Below are 21378 nucleotides of genomic sequence, written 5' to 3' on the forward strand. Positions count from 1 at the left end.
CTAAGGGGCGGGCATCAGGTCCAGCGCCGCGCTCGCCAGCGCTTCGGCCCCGGTCTTCACCACGGCTTCGGCATCGGGCGCCCAGAATGGCGAATGAAGCGAAGGCAGCGGCTTGCCCTCTTCCTTGAGCGCCTTGAGCATGGGCGCGGGCGTGCCGCTGATCCAGAAGATCATGCTCTTCACATCTTCAGGCGCGGCGCGGCGGAACTGGCTGAAATCCTCGCCCCCCATCACTGCCGGCCATTGCATGACGCGCGCCTCGCCGAACCGCTCGCGGAAACCGGCGGCGAGCTGCTCGCTGAAGTCGGGATCGTTGAAGGTCGAGGGCGTATAGGGCTCTTCCACCGTCACCACGGGATAGAGCTCTTCCGGCAGGCCCGCGGTGATCGCCTCCCCCCGTGCCACGCGGCGGATCCCGTCGAGCAGCAGCTTGCGGCTCTCGTCCGAATAGCTGCGTACCGTAAGCTGCAGCTTGGCCTCGTCCGAGATGATGTTGTGCTTGGCACCGGCGTGGAAACTGCCGACCGTGATCACGGCCGGATCGAGCGGTGAGGAATTGCGGCTGACAATCGTCTGCAGCTTCATCACGATCGCGCTGGCGAGCACGACCGGGTCCCTGGTGGTGTGCGGATAGGCCCCGTGGCCGCCCACGCCCTTCACCAGGATATCGACGCTGTCGACATTGGCCAGCGCATAGCCCGGCGTGAAGCCGATCGTCCCCGCCGGCGCGGGCGCGGCGGCATCGTGGAAAGCGATGGCGTAGTCGGGCTTGGGGAAGCGGGTGTAGAGGCCGTCCTCCAGCATGGCGAGCGCGCCAAGCCCCAGCTCCTCCGCCGGTTGCAGGATCATTACCAGCGTGCCCTGCCACTCATCCTTGCGCTCGGCCAGGAGCTGCGCTGCACCGATGAAGCCCGCCATATGCGTATCGTGCCCGCAGGCGTGCATTACGCCCGTGGTGACGCCGCTGGCCGGAGTCGCCGTTTCCTTGCTCGCATAGGGCAAGCCGGTCTGTTCGATCACAGGCAGCCCGTCCATGTCGGCGCGCAGCAGCACGGTCGGCCCCTCGCCGTTCTTCATCACCGAGACCACGCCGGTCTGCCCGACCCCCTCGGTCACTTCGAAGCCGAGCGCGCGCATCCGCGCGGCAAGCTTGGCGGCGGTCTTGTGCTCTTCGAAGCTGAGTTCGGGATGGGCGTGGAGATCGCGGTAGAGCTCCATCAGGCCCGGCATGTCCTCTTCGAGGCTGGCGCGCAGATCGTTGGCCGAGGCGGGCGCGGCGAAGGCCGAAGCGGCGAGCGCGCAGGCGGTGAGGACAAATGTAGGACGCAGGTTGGACATCGGCTCGGGTTCCCCTTCAGGATGGAACAGGTGGAACACGGTCCTGGCGGGAAATTCCCCCGCCGGTCCCGGCCCCGTGATTATCCCGCGAGACTGGCAGAGCCGGGCGGGTTAGGAAAGCGCCTTACAACTGGTAGGTCAGCACCAGCCCGACGGACAGCGCGGTGACCATTATCGCCACCAGCGGCACGCCGGTCTTCACGTAATCGCCGAAATCGTAGCTGCCTTCGGCCATGATCAGCATGTTGGTCTGGTAGGCGATGGGCGTTGCGTAGCTGAGGTTGCAGCCGAACAGCACGGCCAGCACCAGCGGCTCGGGCGGCAGGCCCAGCTGGGCCGCAATGGCAAAGGCGATGGGCGTGCCCACCGTGGCCGCCGTGGCGTTGGAGGCAAAATTGGTGAGGAAGGTCACGAAGACCATGATCGCGGCCAGCACCAGTGCGGGCGAGAGATACTGGAGGCCGTAGGACAACACTTCCCCGAGCCAGCCCGCCGCCCCGCTTTCGAGGATGATCCGCCCAATGGCGATGCTGGCGGCAACCAGCACGATCACCTGCGCCGACAAGGCCCGGCCCACGCGGTCGAACTTCACGCATCCGGTCAGGAACATCAGGATCGCGCCCGCCAGCGCGGCGATGGCGATGGGCACGAGACCGAAGGATGCAAGCGCCACCGAGCCCGCCATGATGGTAGCGGCCAGCACGGCCTTCGACCGTCGGGGAAGCTCGCGCCGCCCTTCCAGCTGGAGCAGGCTGTCGGCACTTGCAAAAGCTTCCAGATCATCGGACAGGCCCATGACCAGCAGCACGTCGCCTTCGCGGATGCGAATGTCGCCGACATCGCTGAATTCGTCCTTCTGACCGATCAGCGTATCGGGCCGGTGGATGCCCACGACCGCTACACCGTAAAGGTCGGCGATGCCCGAGGTCGGCAAGGTGCGGCTGTTGAGGCGGCTGTCGGCGGTGACGGTCATTTCCACCACCTGGATGTCCTCGCCGCTTTCGTCATGCTTGCGCTTGATGCGTTCGAGCACCCAGCTGGGCGCCGCCTCGCCGCGCATGACGGCAATCGCTTCCTCGATGGCCTCGTGCGTCCCCGAGACCTTGATCCGCTGGCCTGGGCGGAAGAGGCCTGGCTTCATGTCATGGAACTCGATCCCTGCCGGAAGTCGCGAGGCGATCTGCGACAATTCGCGCCCGTTGAGGAGGCTGTTCTCGGTGACGCGCAGGCGCGTGTAGAAGCGCCGCATTTCGTGTGTCTGCTCGATCCGGTTGTCCTCGAGCATCTTGGGCATGACCAGCCAGAGGTAGGGCAGTGCCACTAGTCCGGCGGCGAGCACGATGGGGGTGTAATGGAACACGCTCATCATCGGCATGCCGAGATCGACCGCGATGGAGACGACGAGGATATTGGTCGAAGTGCCGATGGTCGTCGCAAGGCCACCAATCAGCGAGGCTGCGTTGAGCGGCATCAGCGTCTTCGATGCCGGCATGGCGCCGCGCGCAGCCAGCGTCACGAAGATCGGGATCAGCAGCACCAGAACCGGGGTGTTGTTGACGAACATCGACAGCACGAAAGCCAGTATCAGCGACACAAGGAGGCCGATCTGGAGGTTGAACTTGAAAATCCGCTCCAGCACGCGTGCCGCCGGTTCGAGCGCGCCAGTGACGATCAGCCCCCGCCCGAGGATCATCAGCGCGCAGATGGTGATAAGGGCGTAATGGCCGAAGCCGCCAAAGGCGATGGCAAGGCCATCGGTCGGCGACTGGCCTTCGAGCGGAAAGAAATAGAGCCCCACTGCGATCACCGCGATAGTCAGCAGCGAGACGATCTCGATGGACATGCGCCCGCGCGCAAAAGCGATGAACATCGCCACGGTCAAGACCATGGCGGCTATCGCGTGGTAGGACGGCATCCCGATCATGCGGGATGATGAATTCCATCCCTGCCCTTCAATATCAAGCGCTTTTGCGCGCGGTCACTCCGATCGGGCCAGCAGGAGGGCTGCCAACAAGGCGGTGACGGCGGTCCCGGATGCGCCCGCGACGAAGGTCCAGCTTTCGGCGTCGACCATGGCGAGAAGCGACAGGGGAAGCGAAACTATACCGGCAAGTGCGACAAGTCCGCCAAGCGCCTTCGCCAACCCGCTACCGGCCTTGAGCGCGCCGGCGCCGAGCAGGATCGCCGCTCCACCGAGCAGGAATTTCGCGAGGAAATAGAAGAAGAAGGCACCGGCAAGCACGGCTGCGAAAAGCTGCGGCACGGCCTCGCCCGCCTCCATCGCCGGTCCGAACATGGAAAGACCCATGGCGACCTGTATCGTGTTGAGCGTCCCTGCGAGCGCGATGGTCGCCCAGATTGGGGCTTGCTGCGGTCGGCGCGCGGCCAGAGACAGGGCGAGCACGGTGGATATGGCAAAGGCGAAAAGCTCGGTGAACCAGGTCAGCGGGCGCAGCATCTCGTTTTCCGAGCCCGAGACGACGGCGGTGTAGAAGATCTGGCTGGCAACCGTCAGCAGCAGCAGGGCGGCAAGCCCCCGGATCAGGCGGCGGTCGGTCATGGTCGGTCCTTTGCTAAGCGTGGGCGCTGGATGCGCCCTCGGGTCTCCTTTCGCGGCGGTTCGCGAAAGGTTACATGGAACCCGACTATCTCAAAGGCTGGTACCCCCGGCCGGACTCGAACCGGCACTTCGTAAGAAACTCGATTTTGAGTCGAGCGCGTCTACCAATTCCGCCACGGAGGCCCATGTGGAGCGCGGGGCTTAGCCGCGCTCCGGTAATGCTTCAAGCCTTCAGAGCGCCGGCGAGAATCTTGTGCAGGCGCGAGTGCAGCTGATCGTTGGCGGCCAGAACCTGCTTGGAATGGATCGGCTGCGAGCGACCGCGGAAGTCCGACACGAAACCGCCCGCCTCGCGCACGATCAGGCACCCTGCGGCTGTGTCCCAGTCGCTCAGGCCGCTTTCCCAGAAGCCGTCATAACGCCCGGCCGCGAGCCAGGCGAGATCGAGCGAAGCTGCTCCGAAACGGCGGATGCCCGCCACATTGGGGCCGATGGCGTTGAAGATTTTCGACCATTCGGCAAAATCGCCATGGCCCGCGAAGGGGATGCCGGTCGCGATCAACGCTTCGGACGGGCTGCGGCGCGATGAGACACGCAAGCGCGCATCGTGGAGCCATGCGCCACGGGTCTTTTCGGCCCAGAAGGTTTCGTCGGTGGTTGGATTATAAACTACACCGGCAGTCACATCGCCCCACTCGTCGCTGCCGAGCTTGCGCTCCTGCACCGCGATGCTGATCGCGTAATGCGGGATGCCGTGCAGGAAATTGCTGGTGCCGTCGAGCGGATCGACGATCCAGCGCGGGGCGCCTTCTGCGCCTTCGATCGTGCCGGCCTCTTCCATCTCGAAGCCCCAGTCGGGGCGCGCGGCGAGAAGTTCATCATAGATCGTGCGCTCGGCGCGAAGGTCGGCCTTCGACACGAAGTCGGCGGGGCCCTTGCGGCTTGCCTGCAGGTGTTCGATCTCGCCGAAGTCGCGGCGCAGGCGGCCACCCGCCTTGCGCGCGGCCTTCTCCATCACGCGGATCAGTCCGGAAATTGCGGCCATTGTGCTCTCTTATTCGGTGAGGACGCGGATCGAACGGGCGGCGAGGTGGATGTCACCCCACTCGCATTCCATGTCGAACTTCGTGCCCTCGATATTGAACTTCTGGATGGCGAAACGGCGCTGGATGCCATCCTTGTCGGTCTCGCGGCGGTCGAGCTGCAGCTTGCTGATACCTGCAAACTTGAGGAGGCCGGGGTGCCAGCAGCATTCCTCGTCCTCGCCCGGCTCCTCGTAATCGGGATGCTGGGGTTCGAGGCAGAAATCCATCTCCAGCGTTAGTTCGTCATCGTTGATGATGACGGCACGCAGAGTGCTCTTCTCGATGTCGATATGATCGAAACGGCTGGCGATGGATTTGCCCATGGACGCGACTCCCTAATTGGCCTTACCGACGTAGCTCTGCTCGTACACGTCGACCACGATCCGCGTGCCGCTTTCGATATGCGGCGGGACCATGATGCGCACGCCGTTGTCGAGCACGGCGGGCTTGTAGCTGGAAGAAGCGGTCTGGCCCTTCACCACGGCGTCGGCCTCGACGATTTCGGCTTCGATCTGCTGCGGCAGTTCGACCGAGATGGGCTTTTCTTCCCACAGTTCCAGCTTCACCTGCATGCCGTCCTGCAGGAACGGCCGGGCATCGCCCAGGAGGTCGGACGGGAGCGTGATCTGTTCATAGGTCGACTGGTCCATGAAGACGAGCATATCGCCGTCCTCGTAGAGGAACTGGTAATCCTGCGTATCGAGACGCACCTTTTCGACCGTGTCGGCGCTGCGGAAGCGCACGTTGGTCTTGCGGCCATCCTGCAGGTTCTTCATCTCGACCTGCATGTAGGCGCCGCCCTTGCCGGGCTGGGTGTGCTGAATCTTGGCGACTTTCCAGATTCCGCCTTCGTATTCGATGATGTTGCCCGGACGAATGTCCACGCCGCTGATCTTCATGGGAGTTTGCCTCGATGTGAAAGAGCGCCGCCCGGCATCGGACGGTCGTGTGGAGCGCGCCTTACAGCCAAGCGGTGCCAACGGCAAGGCGGTGGAAATTTTGGCGCGAATTCCCTATATGGAATGACCGGAGGGTATTGATTTGAAACCGCTTGGCTACACCATCCTTGCCGCCGCGGCGCTCGCCGCGACGCCGTCGCTCGCCCAGGGCCGTCTCGGCCTGTTGCAGCAGGGCGAATATGTCTGCGCGCTGCCCGGCACCGCCGATGGCGCGGCGTGGAACGAGGTCGAGGGCCACGGCTTCTCGATCACCGGCGCGTCCAGCTACAAGACCGACAAGGGTTCGGGCACCTATCTCTATGAAGGCCGCCGCGTCACCTTTACGCGCGGTCCGCTCAAGGGCCATACGATGATGCGCGTCTCGTCCGGCCTGCTCCAGGAGCTGGGGCGCGACGGGAAGCTCGGCCGCCTGCGCTGCCACCGTGCAGGGCCGGTCCGCGACTAGACCCTTTTGCGCCTATCGCCCGCTGAGCAGCGGGTAGGGATTGACCGCGTTCGCAGGCTCCCACCATGCCGCATCGGGTGTAGTCTGCAATATCGCAAAATGAAGGTGCGGCGCGTCGGGCGAGGCGTTTCCGCTCGATCCGACCGTCCCCAGACGCTGGCCGCGACGGATCTTCTGGCCTTCGCTCAATCCCGGCGCATATTCGTCCAGATGGGCATAGTAATGGACCGTCCGACCATCGTCCGAGCGTATGTAAATCGTCTGCCCGCCAGCATCCGATTGGAAGAGCTTTTCAATGGTTCCGGCTGCGGCTGCGATGACGCTGGTCCCGCGTGGTGCCATGATATCGATCGCTTCATGTAACCGCCGACCGCCTCCGCGCGAGTCGGTGTAAGTGTCCGACAGTTCGCCCGGACGGACGTTAAGCACAGGTATCATGAGATTTCCGACCTTGTCTTCATCGACCGGCTGAGCGAATTGCGTATCAAGCGCTTCCGCGTTGCGCGCTTCGTCGGAAACCGGTGTTTCTGTGCCCGGCTCGGCAGGGCCGGTACTTGTCGGCGCCGGACTGGGCGCTGCCTCGGCGGGACGCGTCGAGGCTCTTTGTCCCTCGCCGGTCGCGTTCTCGATAAGGCTTCCGCCGGCCACGATCCAGATTGCGCTGGTGATCGTGGCCGTGATGACGATGGTGAGCAGTCTGTCTACGAAACCCATATCCCTCCCCTAGCCGCTCAGGCCTCGAAAATCACCTGCGTGGACTGAGAGACCATCCGCGCCAACCGCGCAGCGTCCCAATTCGTCAAACGCACGCAACCATGGCTCTGAGCGCGACCGATAGTCTGCGGCTCTGGCGTGCCGTGGATACCATAGTGCTCCTTGGATAAGTCGATCCAGACTACGCCGACGGGACCATTGGGGCCCGGCGGCAGGGTATAGCTTTCCCCTTCGGCATCGTCGTCCCCCTCGAGCACGCGCGGATCATAGTCGAATGGCGGGTTTTGCGCGATCCCGAGAATGTCCCATTCGCCGATGGGCAAGGGGAACTCGCTGGAACCGGAACTCACCGTGAACAGCGCCACGAGCTTGTCGTCCTGATAGGCGCGCAGCGTATCTTCCGATTTGCTCACAACTATGCGGTCGACTTGGGGCTGATCGCTGCCGACCCCGAGGCTGGCAAGCGTCTGCTGCCAGCCGCGATCCTCGATCGAGCCCTTCTCGATCCGGTCCGCGCCGATATTGGGCACGCGAATCTGCTGTCCGGCAGTAAAATAACTGTCGCCGGAGGTTTCGCTGTCGGCCTGATCGGAAGTCGCACTCGAGGTTGGCGTCGGCGCAGCTGAAGAGCCTGTTGGGCCGCTGGACGTCGAATTCGAAGTCGAGTTGGCAGCCTCCATTCCCGCAGGGCGACCATTAGGATTGAGCCGTTTCAACACATCCACGGTCGTATGGAAACGCTCGGCCAGTCGCTCGTCGAGCGATTTGTAGCCCATCCGCTCCAGTTCGGCCTTCGCGCTCGTTTTCTCGGGCATGTCGACATACTCGGCATCCGACCAGCTGGCCGGTATCGTCACGACGCGCGTCGCAGGGATCGAATCCCAGTCGCTGAGCGCAGTCTTGGTCGCCTCGTCCAGCTCGCCGGTGACTTCGAGATCGTTGGCTTCCTGAAACCCGTTGAGCGCGTTCTCGGTGCTCATGCCCATTTTGCCGTCGATCACGCCGGGGCCGAAACCGATCCGGTCGAGCACGACTTGCGCCTGCATGACCGGGCGCTCTTCGCTGTCGGGAATGGCCGCATCCTCGTTCGCGACGCTGTCGCCCATGCCATTGGCATCATCGTTGGATGCCATGGAATCGGCGAGGTTGTTCTCGTCATAGGTCTCGTAGCCGTAGTCGTCGGACGGCTGGGCCTGCGCGGTGGTGTCGGCCTCGGTGTCTTCTTCGGCTCCGTTCATCCCGCAAGCGGCAAGGGCGAGCGAAGACACGGCGGCGAATAAAAGGTTACGCATGGGGACCTCTCTTGAATACAATCGGGGAAGGCGACCCGCCCCGTTCAGGAAAGATAACTCACGTCCGCGCGATTTGCTCCGCAAAGCCTTTAACCGCGGCTACTTCGTCGCCCGACCAGACCGCGCCCGATACGGCAAGGAAGTCCGCTCCCGCCTCGATCAGCGGGCGGGAATTTGCAGGCGTGATACCGCCGATGGCGACCGAGGGGATTTCCACCAGTCCGTGCCACCATGCGAGGATATCGGTATCCGCGCGGTGTTCGCTGTCCTTGGTCTCGCTGGGGAAGAAAGCACCGAAAGCGACATAGTCCGCCCCCGCCTCGCCCGCTTCCAGAGCAAGGTGGCGCGAGGCGTGGCAGGTAACACCGATCTGCGCCTCGCGGCCCAGTTCCTCGCGCGCCTCGCGCACGTCGCCGTCCTTCTGGCCAAGGTGCACGCCGTCGGCCTTGAGCCGCTTGGCGAGCGCGATGGAATCGTTGACGATAAAGGCCACCTCATGCGCGGCGCAGATTGCCTGAAGCGGCTCGGCAAGCGCCGCCGCTTCGTGCTGGTCAATACCTTTCACGCGGAACTGGAAGGCGGTGACGAGGCCCTTGCCGGCCTCCAGCGCCCGTTCGAGCCGCTGCGGGAAATCGCCCGACACGTCGAGCGGCGAGATCAGGTAGAGCTGGGTGGAAATGTTTTCGTCCATGCGCGCCCTCTATCGCGGCTCACACGGTTCGTCACGCGTTCAGCCATGCGAAAGCGCGCCGGGCGTCTAGCGACGACATGAAAACGCTTCTCTCTGCCCTCGCCCTGCTCTCCCTTTCCGCCTGCGCCGTGATCCCCGATACGCCGCGTGTGAATGGCGATGCCGCAGCGCAGGGAACGCCCGTAGCGATAGGCGATCCGGTATGGACCAGCGATGCCATCCTCACACCGCTCTCGGTGGTCGAGGACAGCCGCTGCCCCGAGAACGTCCGCTGCGTCTGGGCGGGCAAACTCACCGTTTCGACGCGGATCACCTCCACCCACTGGGCGCAGACCGCCAACCTCACGCTGGGCGAGCCGCATGAAGTTCTCGGTCGCACCTATATGCTGGTCTCGGGAACGCCGGAAAAGCGCGGCGAGGAAGCGATCCCCGCCGACGCCTATCGTTTCACATTCGAGAGACGCTGAGTCCGATCAGGTGATGCTGGCGGCGTGGATCTGGTCGATCGCACCCGACAGCGTACCGTCGAATTCGGCATCGTCCTGCTGCTTGCGCAGATCCTGCAGCAGGCCGCGGCTGAAGCTGGCGATCATGCCGGGGTTCTTCGCCAGTTTCTCGCACGCCTCGTCGGTCGAATAGCCGCCCGAAAGCGCCACCACGCGCAGCACCTTGGGGTGCTTGGCAAGCCCGGCGTAGAGCCCGGCTTCGACCGGGATCGACAGCTTGAGCATGACCTGCTGGCCTTCGGGCAGTGCGTCCAGACCTTCCTCGATTGCGGCTAGCATGATCTTTTCGCCTTCCGCACGATCGGCGGCGGTGATGTCGTATTCCGGCTCCAGCATGGGCATCATGCCACAGGCAAGAATGCGCGCGCCTTCTGCGAACTGCTGGCGAACCGTTTCCTTGATGCCGACCGGATTGGCCGACTTGATTACGCTGCGCATCTTGGTGCCGAAGACGCCCAGTTCCTTCGCCCGCGCGCACATGGCTTCGAGGTTGGGATTGGGCTTCATCAGTTGCGCGCCGTCGCGCTCGTCCTCGAGGCCCTTGTCAACCTTCAGGAAGGGCACGATGCCGCGATCTTTCAGGCGCGCAGGCACGCTCATGCCGCCGCTCGTCCCTTCCATGGTTTTTTCGAACAGGATCGCGCCGATGACCTTGCCGTTGCCGAAGCAGGGCGCTTCGATGATGCGGCTGCGCATTTCATGGATCAGCGCGAACATCTGGTCTTCATCGGACCATTCGCTGTCTTCCACGCCATAGCCGCGCAGCGCCTTGGGCGTCGAACCGCCGGACTGGTCGAGGGCCGCGACAAAGCCCTGCCCGTGTGCAATCCGCTCGCGCATTTCATCGAAAGTCATCTGGCCATCCCGTGTTGGTGCAATCGTATGCGCAGCCAATAGCCGGGCCCCTTCGCACCTGCAACACCCGCCGGGTAACTTATCGCCTGCCGGGACGTATGTTGTGGGAGGAAGAGGAGAATTCATGCTCGACGCGACACAGGAACGGCTTTGCGAGGAGAACACGACCGACTTCTCCGACCTCAGGGCGCTGACGATCAATTGCACGCTCAAACCTACGCCGCAGGGCTCGCACACCGACAAGCTGCTGGGGGTGGTCGAGACGATTCTCGTGCGCAACAAGGTCGCGCTGGAACAGGTGCGGCTGGTCGATCACGACATCGCCCCCGGCGTCTATCCCGATATGACCGAACACGGCGCGGACAAGGACGGCTGGCCCGCGATCTGGGAAAAGGTGCAGGCCGCCGACATCCTCGTCGTCGGCACCCCGATCTGGCTGGGCGAGAAAAGCTCCGTCTGCCAGCGCCTGATCGAACGGCTCTACGGCCATTCGGGCCAGACCAACGAGGCCGGGCAATACGTCTTCTACGGCAAGGTCGGCGGGTGTATCGTCACCGGCAATGAGGACGGCATCAAGCACGTCGGCATGGGCGTGCTCTATTCGCTCCAGCACGTCGGCTACACCATCCCGCCGCAGGCCGACGCGGGTTGGATTGGCGAGGCCGGCCCCGGTCCCAGCTATGGCGACGCGAAGGCGGACGGTGACGGCTATGTCGGCTTCGACAACGACTTCACCCGCCGCAACACGACCTTCATGACCTGGAACCTGATGCACATCGCGCGCATGCTAAAGGACGCGGGCGGCATCCCGGCCTGGGGCAACTCGGTCGATCTATGGAAGGAAGGCCGCCGCTTCGACGCGCCCAATCCCGAGCACCGCTAGCCCGGCTGCTTCAGCACCGGAACGAGATTAATCGCCACGGAGATACGCGTTCCTTCGCCGTGGAACGGGCGGACCGCGTGCTGGAGCCAGCTGGGAAACATCACGATCATGCCGGTCTTGGGCCGCAGCAAAACCTCGCTGTGCATGGGTTGGCCGTTGGCCTCTTTCATGCGCAGGTCGGGCGCCGTCATGCGGACCATTGGCATGCGCGGATCCTGCAATTGCAGCTCCCCACCGAGCTTGGGATCGGTCGCCCCGTCATAACCATCATCGATATACGCAACCGCTGACCAAAAGCTGCCAGGATGAAAATGGTATTGATTTGCCGACCCTTTGACGCTGACGTTGGCCCACATCTCGGGGTGCCAAGTAAATCGACTACCCTCCGGCTTCTTAATATCGATTGTCTGCTCGTCCGCCAGTGTCATCGCCTTGTAAGCGAGCGCGCGTGCGGCCTCCCCGCCCCATTCCAGCATCTGAGTGTTGGAATGCCAGCCATCGATGTTTGAAATTTGAATCCCCTCGTCGCGATCCTGCTGGTCCCGGATTGCCTCGCGTAGCAGGCGTAAGCCTTCCTCGCTTTGAAGGGTGTCTGCGATGAAAGGCGTGGCGAAGAGGTGTCGGGTGGTCGGCATTCGTCAGCGTCGCGCGAAGGTTTCGAGGAAGCGGCGGGCAACCGGGCTGTCCTCGATACCGGCGCGCACGATCGAATTGCCCCACCAGAGCAGTTCGGTGTTAGCCAGAACGATCAGCGCAAGGTCCTGTTCGGGGACCTTGAGGTACATGGCGGAATACTGGCCCGGCTCCCAGCCGGAATGCCATTGCAGGCGCTGGCCTTCCCAGTCGGAGAGCCACCAGCCGTGGCGGTAATCGCCAAGCTCGGGCAATTCGCGCTCCACAAGGTTGCGCCGTTCGGCATCGGACACCAGTTCTCCGCCCTCATAGGCGATTTCGAAAGCTGCCAGATCGCGAACGCTCGCAAGGATGCCGGCTGCCGCGCGAAAATCGTCGTCGAACAGCGCAGCTTTCTGCGGCCCGTCTTCCGTAACCGTGAAGGGAGGTGCGAGATTGCGCAGCGCCGCCCCGCCCTGCGGATCGCGCCAGCCAAGCGCGACATCGGTCATGCCGACCGCATCGGCGACATGCTCGCGGACGATGTCGCGCAGTGGCCTGCCGCCTGCCCCCTCGATGGCGCGATCGATGCGCGCGTAGGCAATAGGGTTGTAGACGAAGGCATCGCCATTGGCGCGCATGTCGAGCATCTGCTCGAGCGTTGTCGGCTTGCTGCAATCCATGGCGGGAATGGCGTTGCCGAACTGGTCGGTACCGCCCGCGCCGAAGGGTATCTGCGACGTGGATAGCCAGTCGCACGTTCCGGCCCACCCATCTTCCGATGCCATCGGCAGCGAAAGGTCGAGCCCCTCTTCCTGCGCCTCGAGAAGGATTGCCGTGGCGGCAATCGGCTTGGTGACCGAGGCGATGTAGTATGTGGTTTCGGGCGAGGCCCTGACATCGCCCTCATCATCGGAAACGCCGAAATATCCCTCCCAGACGATCTCGCCATCACGCACGATGGCCGCGCTCATGGATGGGGTACGCTGCTCCTTCCGGTATTCGTCGAGGAATTCGGAGAACGCGTCGAACTCGTCCTGCGCCAATGCCGTGGTCGGGACGATGGCAAGGCAGGCAGCCAGCAGGGTACGGATCATTTTAGTGCTGCGACTCCCGGAAGGTCCTTGCCCTCCATCCATTCGAGGAATGCGCCTCCGGCAGTGGAGACGAAGGTGAAATCGTCCTTCACCCCGGCATGGGCGAGCGCGGCGACCGTGTCGCCTCCGCCTGCAACCGAAGTCAGCGAGCCGCCTTCCGTGAGCGCGGCGGCCGTCTTGGCGAGAGCCACCGTGGCGGCGTCGAACGGCTCGGTCTCGAAGGCTCCCATCGGGCCGTTCCATACCAACGTGCGGCAGGTCTTGAGGACGTCGCCCAAAGCTTCGACCGCCTGCGGACCTACGTCGAGGATCATCTCCTCTTCGGCGACCTCGTGGACGTTGCAGACCCGCAGGCTGTGCGGGTTGGCCGCAAATTCCTTGGCCACCACCACGTCATAGGGCAGGTGCACGGTGCACCCCGCATGGTCGGCCTGGTCCATGATGCGGTTGGCGGTGTCCTTGAGGTCGTGCTCGCACAGCGACTTGCCGACATCGACTCCGCGCGCGGCGAGGAAGGTGTTGGCCATGCCGCCGCCAATGATGAGGTGCTGGACCTTGCCGACGAGATTCTCGAGCACGTCGAGCTTGGTCGAAACCTTGGCCCCGCCGACAACGGCCGCAACCGGCTGTTCTGGATTGCCCAGCGCCGCGTCGAGCGCCTTCAGTTCCGCTTCCATCGCGCGGCCTGCGTAGGCCGGGAGGTGATGCGCGAGCCCCTCGGTCGAAGCGTGGGCGCGGTGCGCGGCGGAGAAGGCATCGTTGACGTAGAAATCGCCATGCGCGGCGATGCCGCGCGCGAATTCGGGATCGTTCGCTTCTTCGCCTGGCCAGAAGCGGACGTTGTCGAGCAGGCCGATGTCCCCGTTACGCAGGATGCCGATCGACTGTTCGACCACGGGGCCCATGACTTCGGGGATGAACATGATTTCCTTGCCCAGCACCTTCTCGACATCGCCCTGCACGAAGCTGGTCGACATGGTCGAATGGCGCTGTCCCTTGGGACGGCCGAAATGGGCGAGCAGCAGGACCTTCGCGCCCTTGTCGGCGAGTTCGAGGATGGTCGGTTTGACCGCCTCGACACGGGTGACGTCGGTTGCCGAACCATCCTTCATGGGAAGGTTCAAATCGACGCGCACCAGCGCGACCTTGCCGGTTACGTCGCCAAGATCGTCGAGGGTCCTGAAGCTGCTCATATCGGGGCTTTCCTTAGAGGAATTTCGCCATCACGCCGGCGGTGTCGATCATGCGGTTCGAGAAGCCCCATTCGTTGTCGTACCAGCTGACGACGCGGGCAAGTTTGCCTTCCATCACGCTGGTCTCGAGGCTGTCGATGGTCGAGCTGGCCGGATAGTGGTTGAAGTCGCTGCTGACGAGCGGCTGGTCGGTGTAGTCGAGCACGCCCTTCATCGGGCCTTCCGCAGCGGCCTTGAGCGCCGCGTTCAGTTCCTCGGCGCTGGTGTCGCGGCCGGGCGTGAAGACGAGGTCGACGAGGCTGACATTCGGCGTCGGCACGCGCACCGAGCTGCCGTCGAGCTTGCCGGCGAGTTCGGGCAGAACGAGGCCGACCGCGCGGGCTGCGCCGGTGGTGGTCGGGATCATGTTCTGCGCGCCGCCGCGGGCACGGCGCATGTCGCCATGCATCTGGTCGAGCATGCGCTGGTCATTGGTGTAGCTGTGGATCGTGGTCATGAAGCCACGCTCGATGCCGACCGTGTCGTGCAGCACCTTGGCCATCGGCGAGAGGCAGTTGGTGGTGCAGCTAGCGTTCGAGACGATCACGTCTTCCGCCGTCAGCGTCTCGTGGTTCACACCGTAAACGATGGTCGCCGAAACGCCCTTTGCGGGGGCCGAAATCAGCACGCGCTTGGCGCCTGCGTCGAGGTGCGGACGGCAGGCTTCGTCGGACTGGAAGAAGCCGGTGCATTCGAGCACGATATCGACGCCCTGCTTGCCGTGCGGCAGCTTGCCGGGCTCACGCTCGCTGGTCACGGCGATCGACTTGCCGTTCACGATGATCGCGGTGTCGCCGACTTCCACCGTGCCGGGAAAGCGGCCGTGCGTGCTGTCGTACTGGAACAGCAGCGCGTTCGACTTGGTGTCGGCGAGGTCGTTGATGGAAACGAGTTCGAGATCGTGGTCCTCACGCTCCAGAATGGCACGGGCGACGAGGCGACCGATGCGTCCGAAACCGTTGATTGCAACCTTGGTAGCCATGCGAAGAGCTCCTGCTTAACCGTTTAATTTGTTCATGATTTGCGGCACGATGGCGTCCGCAGTGAAACCGAATTTCTTGAAGAGGTCGGGTGCCGGCGCACTGGCGCCGAAGCGGTCCAGACCGATATTGAGGCCATTCTCGCCGGTGTAGCGTTCCCAGCCGAAAGTGGTGCCCGCCTCGATGCTGACGAGCAGGCTCGATGCCGGGATCAGGTCCTTGCGGTACGCCTCGTCCTGCTCGTCGAAGAGCTGGGTGCAGACCATCGAGACGACGCTGGCGCCGACACCCTGCTTTTCCAGTTCCTCGGCACAAGCCAGAGCGAGGTGTACTTCGGAGCCGCTGGCGATGAGCGTGACCTTGTGCGCGTTGCCGGCCTCCTTGAGGCGGTAGGCCCCCTTCAAACACATATCGATCTCTTCGGGATGGTTGCGCACCTGTGGGAGGCCCTGGCGGGTCAGCGCGAGAACCGTCGGGCGGTCCTTGCTGCGTAGCGCGATGTCCCAGCACTCGGCGGTCTCGACCGCGTCGGCGGGGCGCATTACCAGCAGGTTCGGGATCATGCGCAGGCTCTGCACATGCTCGACCGGCTGGTGGGTGGGTCCGTCTTCGCCGAGACCGATGCTGTCATGCGTCATCACGTAGATGGCGCGCGTCTGCTGGAGGGCCGAAAGACGGATCGCGGCGCGGCAGTAGTCGGTAAACACGAGGAAGGTGCCGCCGTAAGGGATAACGCCGCCGTGCAGCGCCATACCGTTCATCGCGGCGGCCATGCCGAATTCGCGGATACCGTAATAGATATAGCGGCCCGAGTAATCGTCCGCCGTGAACGGGCCGATCCCGCCAGCCTTGGTATTGTTCGAGCCTGTGAGATCAGCGCTTCCGCCCAAGGTGTCGGGCAGCATGGCGTTGATCTGCTCCAGCGCCATTTCGCTCGCCTTGCGGGTGGCGACCTTGACCGGGTCCTTCATCAGCGACTGGATGTAGTTGTCGAGGCTGAACTTGGCTGGGAGATCGCCCGACATGCGGCGTTCGAAGTCGGCCTTCTGGTCGTGACCTGAGAGGCGGTCCGTCCATTGCGAATGTGCCTTCGCCCCGGCGTCCGCCGTGCCCCGCCAGTCGCTAAGCACCTGCTCGGGAATTTCGAAGGGCTTGTAATCCCAGCCCAGCACGTCGCGCGCAGCGGAAATTTCCTCGTCGCCGAGCGGCGCGCCATGCGTGGCGCTGGTGCCCTGCTTGTTGGGCGCGCCTTTGCCGATGACCGTACGGCAGGCAATCAGCGAAGGACGTTCATCGGCCTGCGCTTCGTCGAGCGCGCGGCGGATGTCGTCGAAGTCGTGGCCGTCGCAGCTGGTGACGTGCCAGCCGGTCGCTTCATAGCGAGCCTTGATGTCTTCGCTGGTCGAAAGGTCGGTCGACCCATCGATGGTGATCTGGTTGTCATCCCACAGCACGTTCATCCGGCCGAGCTTCAGATGCCCGGCAAGGCCGATGGCCTCGTGATTGATGCCTTCCATCAGGCAGCCGTCGCCGGCGATGACCCAGGTCTTGTGGTCGACGATGGCGTCACCGAAGTCGGCGTTCAGCTTGCGCTCCGCAATCGCCAGGCCGACCGCCATCGCAAGGCCCTGACCCAGCGGGCCGGTGGTGCATTCCACACCGTCGAGAAGGAAGTTTTCCGGATGGCCGGCGCAAGGGGATTCGAGCTGGCGGAAATTGCGGATGTCTTCCATCGTCGGATGGGCGTAACCGGAAAGGTGGAGCAGGCTGTAGATCAGCATCGAGCCGTGACCTGCCGACAGCACGAAACGGTCGCGATCAGCCCAGTCGGGGGCGGCAGCATCGTGCTTGAGGTATTCGGTCCACAGCACGGTGGCGACGTCGGCCATGCCCATCGGCATGCCGGGGTGACCCGAATTCGCCGCCTGCACCGCGTCCATCGAAAGGGCCCTGATTGCATTGGCCATCGGGACCATGCGCGGCGTGTCGAGACTCATGCTTGTGCCTTTCGGAAATATGGTGCGATTCGACGCGGGCGCACCCATCGCGGAAGGGCTGCCCGAGGTCAACCGGAGCAAGGCGGCGAAAATGGCCCCTGTTCGGCTGCGGCGAGTTATCAACAGCCGCCCCCAAACCTTTGCCAAGGCGCGTCAATATCGTTAATTCCTTCGCCTCATGAGCGAGCAACGAATTTCCGGCGCTGTCGACAGGATCGAGCGGGCGCTTGCGCGGATCGAGGCGCAGGCGGCCCATCCGCGTGGCGATACCGCTGCATCGGCTCGTCACGACGCGCTGAAGGCACGCGTCGCGGCCAGCCTGTCCGAGCTCGACACGCTGATCGAAAGCCTCGAGCAATGAGCGACGTCAAGCTCAAGGTCGGCGGCCGCCAATATACGGTGGCTTGCGCCGACGGGCAGGAAGACAGCGTGCGCCGCCTCGCCGGGGTGGTCGACGAAAAGCTTACCCAGATGGGCGCGAACCTTTCGGGCAACGAGGCCAAGAACCTGCTGTTCGCCTCGCTCCTGCTGGCCGACGAACTGGACGAAGCGCGCAAGAAGGCATCCGCTCCGCCGCCTCCCTCACCTGCGCCCGCTTCGCCCGCCATCGACACCGATTGCGTCGCCGACAAGCTCGAACGACTGGCCCTCGCGCTCGAAAATGCCGCATCAAGGCTTGAGAGCGGCCCCGAGGCCTCCTAAATAGGTAACTGGCGGGGCTGCCCGGCACGAGCCGATCGAACATCCCTGAGGCTATAAGCAATCCAAGGGAGCTGTCCCTACCGGATTGGCGGGTTCGTCCCGGCGGTTCGGATATACGGCGCCCACCTGACGTGAAGGCGTCAGAGGATTTCAAGGCAACGACCCATGGTGGTCCCGTCACTTTATTTATTGCGCTACCGCTTCGCTGCTTGAGCGCGTTCGGGGTAGTGCAAACCTCTCAATCCGTTCGGGCTGAGCTTGTCGAAGCCCTGCACTTCACTTTTGCATGACCAAAAAAGAAAAGGACGGCCCTTTGACAAGCTCAGGGCGAACGGACATGGACAAAGACACTCTTCGCAAACAGCTTCGCAGCGCCCGGCGCGATCATGTCGCGGCGCTGCCGGACAGCATGCGTGCGCTGGTGTTCCATCGACCGCCTTCCCCGCTCCTGGACCTCGTCCCGGAAGGCGCCGTGATCGGGCTCTACCGCGCCAATCCCTTCGAGGCTCCGGCGGCCTCCTACGCCAATTTCTTCCTCGACCGCGGCCACGAGATCGCCCTGCCCCGCTTTGCCAGCCGCAACGCGCCGATGGAATTCGCGCATCATTCGGATCCCTTCGACGAGGAGGATCTCGAAGTCGGCCCCTTCGGCCTGCTCCAGCCCTTCCTGGATGCGCCGGTGCTGGAACCCGACGTACTGTTCGTCCCGTTGGTCGGCTTCACGGCAGATGGGAAGCGGCTCGGTCAGGGCGGCGGGCATTACGACCGCTGGCTGACCGACCGCCCCGGTGCAACGCCCATCGGTCTCGCATGGGATTGCCAGCTCGCCGAAGAGCTCCCTCATGAAGAGCACGACCAGTCCTTGCGCGCCATCGTGACTCCCACCCGGCTTTACGGACCCCTGCCATGAGAACCGAACCCACCTGGCGCATCCCCGTCGGCCTACTAGGCCTGTTGCTGGGCCTGCTCGTCTACGGGATCGTGATCGCGCGCTATGCCCCCGAGCTTATCGGCGAATGGCCAACACTGGCGCAGACCGTGATCTACGTATTCCTCGGCCTCGCCTGGCTGCTCCCGCTCGGGCGCTTCCTCAAATGGATGGAAACCGGTCGCTGGCGCTGATTGCCAAGCATTCGCACCTGTTCTAACCTCGGTCATGAGGGAGAGGACATGGCGAGCATTGCCGCGGTATCGGAGAAGCCGTCGACCGGGTTGAAGCTGGCGCACGGCATCGGAGCGGCGGCCTTCGGCATCAAGAACAACGGCTTCGACTATTTCCTTCTGCTGTTCTACGGCACCGTGATCGGGCTGGAGCCGGGCCTCGTCGGCCTCGCCATCTTCATCGCGCTCGTCTTCGACGCTGTCTCCGATCCGCTGGTCGGCTACTGGTCCGACAACTTTCGCAGCAAATGGGGGCGTCGCCACCCCTTCATGTACGCCGCCGCCCTGCCGGTGACGCTGAGCTATTTCCTGCTGTGGAACCCGCCCGACTGGGGCCAGACCGGGCTGTTCCTATACCTAACCGGCCTTGCGGTGCTGATCCGCACTTTCATCACCTTCTACGAAACGCCCAGCTCCGCGCTGATCCCCGAACTCACCAGCGATTACGAGGAGCGCACCAGCCTGCAATCCTATCGCCTGTTCTTCGGCTGGACCGGCGGCAGCATGATGAGCATCGTCATGTTCGGAGCCTTGGCGACAGGCCCGCTGGGCATCCTCGACCGCGAAGCCTACGCAACCTACGGCATTATCGGATCGCTGCTGATCCTGGCGGCAATCCTTGTATCGGCCATCGGCACGCATCACCGAATACCCCACCTCCACCGTCCGGTGACCACGGGCGAGAAGTTCAGCCTGCGGCGGATATTCCGCGAGATGGTCGAGACGCTCAGCGAGAAAAGCTTTATCGCACTTTTCTTCGCCACGGTCCTGTTCGCCATCGCCTCGGGTCTGGCGGCTGCGCTGTCCTTCCTCATGCTGCGCTATTTCTGGGGCTTCGTGGAGTTCCAGCTGTTCATCTGGACCTGCGCGGTGCTTCTCTCCGCCCTGCTCGGTTTTCTGATCGCGCCCCGGAGCGTGCGGCGGCTGGGCAAGAAGCGGGCGGTGATCGTACTCGGCCTGCTCGCCTTCACGATCCAGCCCGCTCCGGTGCTCCTGCGGCTTGCGGGTCTGATGCCCGAGAACGGCGATCCGGTCCTTTTCCCGCTGGTCATGGCGATCAACGTCATCGATCTTGCGCTGATCATCGCGACCCAGGCGGTCGCCTATTCGATGATCGCCGACCTTGTCGAAGCGAACCAGCTGAGGACCGGGCGGCGCAGCGAGGGCGTCTATTATGCCGCGACGACCTTCACCCGGAAGGTTACGCAGGGCATCGGCGTGGCGGCAGCCGGCGCGATCCTGTCGGGAATCGACTTCCCGGAAGGGGCGGACCCGGCCAGCGTCCCCGCCGATACCTTGTGGAAACTCGGCGCGCTTTATGCGCCCTCGCTCCTCATCCTCTATCTCGGCGCGCTCTACTGCATCGCGCGCTACCGGATCGACAAGCAGGGGCACGAGGAAAACCTGCGGCGGTTGCGCGAAGCGGCGGGTTAGGCGGAACCGGCGGTCGGAAAGCATCGTTGTCCGGCCATGCCCGAATTGCCTGAAAACGAAGCGCAGCGCCTTACCCTCGAGCGTGAATGCCTCCACCGCACGATCGAGGCGGTCGAGCTGGGCGAGGATGTCACCTATATCGAACTGCCCGGCGACAATGAGCGCGCGCGGCTGGTCGGTCGGCAATTCACCGAGACCCGCCGTCACGGCAAGAACATCTTCGCCGGATCGAAGACCGGCCCGTGGATGACAGTGCATCTCGGCATGACAGGCAAGCTCGTGCCCTTCGACGCGCCGGACGATCCGCCCGATCATACCAAGCTGCTGATCCGCTTCGAAGGAGACCGTCGCCTGGCCTTCCAATGCCCGCGAAAACTCGGCCATGTGCGCGTGATCGACGATCCGGCAAGCTATTTAGAGGACGAAGGACTTGGCCCGGATGCGCTGGAGGTGTCGTGCGAGCAATTCGTCCAAACCTTCGGGAGCACGCGCAGCGCCATCAAGTCCGCGCTGATGAAACAGGACAAAATGGCAGGCATCGGCAATCTGTGGTCCGACGAAACCCTGTTCCAGACCGGCATCCACCCAGAAGCGCGCGCGAACGCGCTGGGGGAGGACGTGCTTTCGGATATCCACGCTGCGATGCGCCGCATCCTGAAAGGCGTTGTTCGTGTGGAAGCGAGCTACGAGGACCTGCCCGAGGCCTGGCTGATACGGCACCGGAAAAGCGGTGCGGAATGCCGCCGCTGCGGCGGCACGATCGTCAGCACCAAGGTAGGCGGACGGACCGCCTACTTCTGCGACAAGCATCAGAAATGAGGTAAAAATCCCAAGG

Annotated in this window: 24 protein-coding genes and 1 tRNA gene; 9 read left to right on the plus strand and 16 right to left on the minus strand. The window is 63.7% G+C overall.

Features of this window, described 5'->3' with window-relative positions:
• From ED21_RS12190 to efp, 7 genes are all read right to left on the minus strand, one after another.
• Entirely contained in the window at positions 1 to 1338 is a 1338-nt protein-coding gene (locus ED21_RS12190; RefSeq protein WP_034922662.1) for an amidohydrolase, read from the minus strand.
• Positions 1339 to 1462: 124 nt separating this feature from the next.
• Positions 1463 to 3262 carry an SLC13 family permease gene (locus ED21_RS12195; RefSeq protein ID WP_006834220.1) on the minus strand — a complete coding sequence of 600 codons (1800 nt, stop codon included), beginning with the start codon at positions 3260 to 3262 and terminating at the stop codon, positions 1463 to 1465.
• A 54-nt stretch (positions 3263 to 3316) separates the two neighbouring features.
• Entirely contained in the window at positions 3317 to 3898 is a 582-nt protein-coding gene (locus ED21_RS12200; protein WP_006834221.1) for a hypothetical protein, read from the minus strand.
• 98 nt (positions 3899 to 3996) lie between these two features.
• Positions 3997 to 4081 (minus strand) — tRNA-Leu (locus ED21_RS12205).
• 40 nt (positions 4082 to 4121) lie between these two features.
• Positions 4122 to 4943: an inositol monophosphatase family protein gene (locus ED21_RS12210; protein WP_006834222.1), complete on the minus strand. Its 822-nt coding sequence runs from the start codon at positions 4941 to 4943 to the stop codon at positions 4122 to 4124.
• A gap of 9 nt (positions 4944 to 4952) precedes the next feature.
• Complete coding sequence (locus ED21_RS12215) at positions 4953 to 5306, minus strand: hypothetical protein (protein WP_006834223.1); 354 nt, start codon at positions 5304 to 5306, stop codon at positions 4953 to 4955.
• Positions 5307 to 5318: 12 nt separating this feature from the next.
• Entirely contained in the window at positions 5319 to 5882 is a 564-nt protein-coding gene (gene efp / locus ED21_RS12220) for an elongation factor P (protein WP_006834224.1), read from the minus strand.
• 142 nt (positions 5883 to 6024) lie between these two features.
• Between efp and ED21_RS12225 the strand changes: the two genes are divergently transcribed.
• Positions 6025 to 6387: a hypothetical protein gene (locus ED21_RS12225; protein WP_006834225.1), complete on the plus strand. Its 363-nt coding sequence runs from the start codon at positions 6025 to 6027 to the stop codon at positions 6385 to 6387.
• Between the two features lie 12 nt (positions 6388 to 6399).
• On the opposite strand, the gene ED21_RS12230 is transcribed toward ED21_RS12225, so the two are convergent.
• Genes ED21_RS12230 through thiE form a run of 3 tightly spaced genes read right to left on the minus strand, consistent with a single transcriptional unit; the run spans position 6400 to position 9084 of the window.
• A complete protein-coding gene (locus ED21_RS12230; protein ID WP_006834226.1) occupies positions 6400 to 7101 on the minus strand; it encodes a M23 family metallopeptidase in 702 nt (233 codons plus the stop codon).
• A 17-nt stretch (positions 7102 to 7118) separates the two neighbouring features.
• Entirely contained in the window at positions 7119 to 8393 is a 1275-nt protein-coding gene (locus ED21_RS12235) for a L,D-transpeptidase family protein (RefSeq protein ID WP_034922645.1), read from the minus strand.
• A gap of 58 nt (positions 8394 to 8451) precedes the next feature.
• On the minus strand, positions 8452 to 9084 hold the full coding sequence (thiE, locus tag ED21_RS12240) for a thiamine phosphate synthase (protein WP_006834228.1): 633 nt from the start codon (positions 9082 to 9084) through the stop codon (positions 8452 to 8454).
• Between the two features lie 77 nt (positions 9085 to 9161).
• Here thiE and ED21_RS12245 point away from each other — a divergent pair, with 77 nt between their 5' ends.
• The gene (locus tag ED21_RS12245; RefSeq protein WP_006834229.1) at positions 9162 to 9551 is read left to right on the plus strand and encodes a hypothetical protein; all 390 of its coding nucleotides are present in this window, start codon (positions 9162 to 9164) and stop codon (positions 9549 to 9551) included.
• A 6-nt stretch (positions 9552 to 9557) separates the two neighbouring features.
• Here the strand turns inward: ED21_RS12245 and ED21_RS12250 are convergent, their stop codons facing one another.
• On the minus strand, positions 9558 to 10445 hold the full coding sequence (locus tag ED21_RS12250) for a fructose bisphosphate aldolase (protein ID WP_006834230.1): 888 nt from the start codon (positions 10443 to 10445) through the stop codon (positions 9558 to 9560).
• 124 nt (positions 10446 to 10569) lie between these two features.
• On the opposite strand from ED21_RS12250, the gene ED21_RS12255 reads away from it, so the two are divergent.
• Positions 10570 to 11328: a flavodoxin family protein gene (locus ED21_RS12255; RefSeq protein WP_006834231.1), complete on the plus strand. Its 759-nt coding sequence runs from the start codon at positions 10570 to 10572 to the stop codon at positions 11326 to 11328.
• On the opposite strand, the gene ED21_RS12260 is transcribed toward ED21_RS12255, so the two are convergent.
• Genes ED21_RS12260 through tkt form a run of 5 tightly spaced genes read right to left on the minus strand, consistent with a single transcriptional unit; the run spans position 11325 to position 17246 of the window.
• Entirely contained in the window at positions 11325 to 11963 is a 639-nt protein-coding gene (locus ED21_RS12260; protein ID WP_006834232.1) for a 2OG-Fe(II) oxygenase family protein, read from the minus strand. The genes ED21_RS12255 and ED21_RS12260 overlap by 4 nt on opposite strands.
• A gap of 3 nt (positions 11964 to 11966) precedes the next feature.
• Positions 11967 to 13037: a serine hydrolase gene (locus ED21_RS12265; protein WP_006834233.1), complete on the minus strand. Its 1071-nt coding sequence runs from the start codon at positions 13035 to 13037 to the stop codon at positions 11967 to 11969.
• On the minus strand, positions 13034 to 14230 hold the full coding sequence (gene pgk, locus ED21_RS12270) for a phosphoglycerate kinase (RefSeq protein ID WP_006834234.1): 1197 nt from the start codon (positions 14228 to 14230) through the stop codon (positions 13034 to 13036). Before pgk ends, ED21_RS12265 begins: the two co-directional genes overlap by 4 nt.
• A 13-nt stretch (positions 14231 to 14243) precedes the next feature.
• Positions 14244 to 15251 (minus strand): type I glyceraldehyde-3-phosphate dehydrogenase, encoded by a 1008-nt coding sequence (gene gap, locus ED21_RS12275; RefSeq protein ID WP_006834235.1) that lies wholly within the window; start codon positions 15249 to 15251, stop codon positions 14244 to 14246.
• Positions 15252 to 15266: 15 nt separating this feature from the next.
• Positions 15267 to 17246, minus strand: a complete 1980-nt coding sequence (gene tkt / locus ED21_RS12280; protein ID WP_006834236.1) for a transketolase — start codon at positions 17244 to 17246, stop codon at positions 15267 to 15269.
• Positions 17247 to 17424: 178 nt separating this feature from the next.
• Between tkt and ED21_RS12285 the strand changes: the two genes are divergently transcribed.
• The 6 genes from ED21_RS12285 (at position 17425) to ED21_RS12310 (ending at position 21362) form a co-directional block, all read left to right on the plus strand.
• Positions 17425 to 17607, plus strand: a complete 183-nt coding sequence (locus ED21_RS12285) for a hypothetical protein (RefSeq protein ID WP_006834238.1) — start codon at positions 17425 to 17427, stop codon at positions 17605 to 17607.
• Positions 17604 to 17948, plus strand: a complete 345-nt coding sequence (locus tag ED21_RS12290; protein ID WP_006834239.1) for a cell division protein ZapA — start codon at positions 17604 to 17606, stop codon at positions 17946 to 17948. Before ED21_RS12285 ends, ED21_RS12290 begins: the two co-directional genes overlap by 4 nt.
• Before the next feature lie 337 nt (positions 17949 to 18285).
• The gene (locus tag ED21_RS12295) at positions 18286 to 18858 is read left to right on the plus strand and encodes a 5-formyltetrahydrofolate cyclo-ligase (RefSeq protein WP_006834240.1); all 573 of its coding nucleotides are present in this window, start codon (positions 18286 to 18288) and stop codon (positions 18856 to 18858) included.
• On the plus strand, positions 18855 to 19070 hold the full coding sequence (locus ED21_RS12300) for a DUF2842 domain-containing protein (RefSeq protein ID WP_006834241.1): 216 nt from the start codon (positions 18855 to 18857) through the stop codon (positions 19068 to 19070). Before ED21_RS12295 ends, ED21_RS12300 begins: the two co-directional genes overlap by 4 nt.
• A 48-nt stretch (positions 19071 to 19118) precedes the next feature.
• Positions 19119 to 20543: an MFS transporter gene (locus ED21_RS12305; RefSeq protein WP_006834242.1), complete on the plus strand. Its 1425-nt coding sequence runs from the start codon at positions 19119 to 19121 to the stop codon at positions 20541 to 20543.
• A 36-nt stretch (positions 20544 to 20579) separates the two neighbouring features.
• A complete protein-coding gene (locus ED21_RS12310) occupies positions 20580 to 21362 on the plus strand; it encodes a DNA-formamidopyrimidine glycosylase family protein (RefSeq protein WP_006834243.1) in 783 nt (260 codons plus the stop codon).
• Positions 21363 to 21378: the final 16 nt, after the last annotated feature.

It is taken from the genome of Erythrobacter sp. SD-21, assembly GCF_000181515.1.
Classification (GTDB): domain Bacteria; phylum Pseudomonadota; class Alphaproteobacteria; order Sphingomonadales; family Sphingomonadaceae; genus Qipengyuania.